Here is a 3,755-nt window from a genome sequence, read left to right as displayed (position 1 = left end):
CGCAATCCGAAGGACATGCATCGGCCGTTTGCCGCGCATGAGAACCTCGATGGCGCCATGTCCGCAAGGAGGTCCGCAAGCTGTCGCAGTCGCTGACGCTGCGCTATGACAAGGTGATGTTCATCCTCGATCCGACCGACCTCGCCACGGCGCTCGCCGGCAAGAAGGTCATTGTCTGCGACTATCCCGACGGCCGCCTCGAGATCACCCATGAGGGCACATCCCTGCCCTACAGAACCTTCGACACGCTGCGCTCGGTGCACCGCTCCGAGGTGGTTGAGAACAAGCGCCTTGACGACATGCTGGCGGTGGTGGCCGAGATGCAGGCCGGACGAGAGCAACAGCGCAGCAAAAGCGGGCCGCGCCGCACCGGCAGACGGACCATATGTTCGGCATTCGCGACGGCAGCCAGAGCAATGGCTACCAGAAGCGTGGCACGAAGCCTGGCCGGAGGACGGATTTTACCAAGGATCCGGTGGTCATCGCCAAGCGCCAGCAAGCCCTTGCGCAGCTGAAAGCGGCGGAGTGATCGGGGGTGTCAAAGCTAAAGTTTATCTTGCAGCTGAAGCCATCCGCCGCCGACCGGGCTGCGCAACCCTGACCAGCTCCACCCGGCCGGCGGCTTGCGTCTTCGCACTTTGTAAATATAGCAACTTGCAAACGAAGTAATAAGGAATAGGATGTTGTCGCATTTCTAAGTTGACTACTTTGTCTCATCTTTAAATAGCCGTGACAGTTCGTGTAGCCGGGTACATTCTATTTCCAAGTGCGACATGCTAATTAAAACAAAGGCTTCGTCTTGGAGATTTTTGGATGTCGCATCGCTATTCACAGCTCACCCTTCTCGATCGCCGACGACTTCATCAGCTGATGGAGCGCAAGGTCCCTGTCGGTGAGATCGCCCGCCAACTCGGGCGGCATCGCTCAACGATCTATCGCGAGCTGAAGCGCAATACCTTTCACGATGCCGAGTTTCCGGAATACAGCGGCTACTACGGCGGCATCGCCAATGACATTTCCAAGGAGCGTCGCCGGCGGCTGCGCAAGCTCAGGCGCCATCCACAGTTGCGTGACCTGGTGATCGATCGGCTGAAGGCACATTGGTCGCCGGAACAGATCGCCGGCCGTCTGCTCGCGGACGGCGTGAGTACCGTCCGCGTCTGCCCGGAGACGATCTATCGCTTCATTTACTGCAAGGAGCACTACGCGCTGGAGCTCTATCGGCATCTACCAGAAGGCCGTCGCAAACGCCGGCGCCGCGGATCTCGCAAGCCCCGCGACGGCTTTATCCCGTTTGACTGCAGGATCAGCCAACGTCCTGATTTTGTTGCCGATCGCTCGCAGTTCGGACATTGGGAGGGCGATCTCCTGATCTTTCGGCGCGACCTCGGTGAAGCCGATGTCACCTCACTCGTCGAGCGCAAGAGCCGCTACATGGTGATGATCAAGAACGGGAGCCGGCACTCGCGACCGATAATGGATCAGATCGTCCACGCCTTCTCACCGTTGCCGGCTTTTGCCCGACAGAGCTTCACCTTCGACCGCGGTACCGAGTTCAGCGGCTTCAGGGCTTTGGAAGACGGGATCGGTGCCCGGAGCTGGTTTTGCGATCCGAATTCACCGTGGCAGAAAGGCGCGGTCGAGAACACCAACAAGCGCATCCGCCGCTTCATGCCAGACGATACCGATCTGTCCGCGGTCAGCCAGCAACAGCTTGTCGCCCTCGCGCATTATTGAACTCGCTGCCCAGGAAGTGCCTCGGTTATCGAACACCGGCGGAGGTCTTCATGGCGCATTTGCGCGAGTTCGGGTAATGCCCTACCCTCTACCCGCCATTGTTGCGCTTGGATTAGATTCTCCCACCGGCATTTTAGAGATGCGACACATGAGCCAGTTAGAGATGCGACAGTCGTCGCCTCTTGGGATGCTGGTCAAACGCCAACGTTTGGAAGGAAGACTGGCGACGTGAAGCGTTGCACAGGCTACGAGTGGCTAGATTTCCGGAGTAAAAAACGCTAAGTATAGCCAAGTTAGCTAATTGAGGTCCCAATGCAGGTTACAATCCATAACGCCAAAACGAACCTGTCCAAACTTATCGAGGCGGCGAAGGCTGGCGAAGAAGTTGTCATCGCCAAGGGCAAGACGCCTGTTGCCCGGATTGTTGCCATCCCGCAAAACAAGTTCACGATCGGACTGCTGAAAGGCAAGATTACAGGAGACGGGCCGGATTTCTTCGAGCCGATGAGTGAGGATGAACTGGCCCTTTGGGAAGGCAAAGCGTGACGGCTGTACTTCTCGACACCCATACATGGGCATGGTCGCTGACCGCCGATGCGCGCCTATCTGCCAAGGCAACCGCTCTCATCACGGAGGCCGACAGCGTTTTCGTCAGCCCGATCAGTTTTTTCGAGATCGGGCAGAAGGTTCGCATCGGCAAGTGGCCGGAGATGGAGCCATTTGTCGATAATTTGCCCAGTTTGCTGGAACAGCAGGGCGGCAGAGTTGCCGCCCTAGCGCCGGAAATTTGTTTGAAGGGGGCAATTCTTGCGTGGGAGCATCGCGATCCGTTCGACCGTCTGTTGGCAGCGAGTGCGCTGGATCTCGGGATGCCGCTGATTTCAGCGGACGAGGTTTTCGACACGCTTCCTGCCGTTAGCCGCTTGTGGTGAACTTCAGCCACGGCGAGCTCCTCGCGTTTCATACATCTCATCTTTGCTCGCATGTACATGTCCCCCGCAAACGGCAGGGTGCGAAGCGAATCTCTCCGGCGCCAATGCCGCCACGCCTCAGGCAGCTGCTAACCAATATCACGCAGCTTCGTCGCCTGCTGGCCTGAAGAGGGATTTTACCAAGGATCCGGTGGTCATCGCCAAGCGCCAGCAAGCCCTTGCGCAGCTGAAAGCGGCGGAGTGATCGGGGGTGTCAAAGCTATGGCAGCCGCCACTCTCGGCCGCTTATCGACAAGATCGTCGATGCCTTCTCACCGCCTTTGCCCGGCAGAGTTTCACCTTCGACCGCGGTACCGAGTTTCGCGGTTTCAGGGCTTTGGAAGATGGGATCGGCGCCAGGAGCTGGTTCTGCGATCCAAATTCACCGTGGCAGAAAGGCGCGGTCGAGAACACCAACAAGCGCATCCGCCGCTTCATGCCGGGCGATACTGATCTGTCCGCGGTCAGCCAGCAACAGCTCGTCGCCCTCGCCCATCATTTGAACTCGCTGCCGAGGAAGTGCCTTGGTTACCGCACGCCCGCCGAGGTGTTCATGGCGCATTTGCGCGGGTAATGCCCTACCCTCTACCCGCCATTGTTGCACTTGGATTAGATTCTCCCCCGCAAAGTTAAAGTGTCCTGATCCTGCAAAGTAAGGTAAGCGCGTAGGGACCCCCACGTATCAATTGACGCGCTGATCGAGGATTTTCTGCATGAGTCATGCGGGAGAATGCTATGAGCGACAGTGTGAATCAGCCACGAACATTCGAGGTTTTGACGGCGGCGCCGGTGCGGGCGCGGCGCAAGCCGCGAGACTGGCCGAACGAGGAGAAGGAGCGCCTGATTGCCGAGACGTTGTTGCCTGGAGCGAATGTCTCTGCGATCGCGCGCGCTGAGGGATTGGATCCCTCGCAGCTTTACGGGTGGCGTCGCAAGGCACTGTCATCTGGGTTGGTTGCGCCCCTGACGGAAACCGCGAAGAAGGAGGTCAAGTTCGCGCGCGTTGAGCCGGTGGCAAGCTCTACGGTCGAAATCGTCCTCGGTGAT

Annotated in this window: 3 protein-coding genes and 3 pseudogenes; all 6 read left to right on the top strand. The window is 58.5% G+C overall.

Annotation, left to right across the window (positions count from 1 at the left end; genetic code table 11):
• Window positions 1-529, top strand: a pseudogene (locus CO676_RS34020) (ISNCY family transposase); the annotation flags it as partial.
• Between the two features lie 284 nt (window positions 530-813).
• Window positions 814-1,814: pseudogene (locus CO676_RS34015) on the top strand (IS30 family transposase).
• Window positions 1,815-2,049: 235 nt separating this feature from the next.
• Window positions 2,050-2,283 (top strand): type II toxin-antitoxin system prevent-host-death family antitoxin, encoded by a 234-nt coding sequence (locus tag CO676_RS34010; RefSeq protein ID WP_046119398.1) that lies wholly within the window; start codon window positions 2,050-2,052, stop codon window positions 2,281-2,283.
• Complete coding sequence (locus tag CO676_RS34005; RefSeq protein WP_097524284.1) at window positions 2,280-2,669, top strand: type II toxin-antitoxin system VapC family toxin; 390 nt, start codon at window positions 2,280-2,282, stop codon at window positions 2,667-2,669. Before CO676_RS34010 ends, CO676_RS34005 begins: the two co-directional genes overlap by 4 nt.
• Window positions 2,670-2,923: 254 nt before the next feature.
• A pseudogene (locus tag CO676_RS34000) lies at window positions 2,924-3,282 on the top strand (IS30 family transposase); the annotation flags it as partial.
• Between the two features lie 161 nt (window positions 3,283-3,443).
• On the top strand, window positions 3,444-3,755 hold a 312-nt coding region (locus tag CO676_RS33995; protein ID WP_179875774.1), incomplete at its 3' end, for a transposase.

The organism is Sinorhizobium sp. BJ1 (assembly GCF_002531555.1).
GTDB lineage: Bacteria > Pseudomonadota > Alphaproteobacteria > Rhizobiales > Rhizobiaceae > Sinorhizobium > Sinorhizobium fredii_B.
Note: the sequence above shows the minus strand (reverse complement) of the source record. Positions and strands in the feature narration are given on the sequence as shown.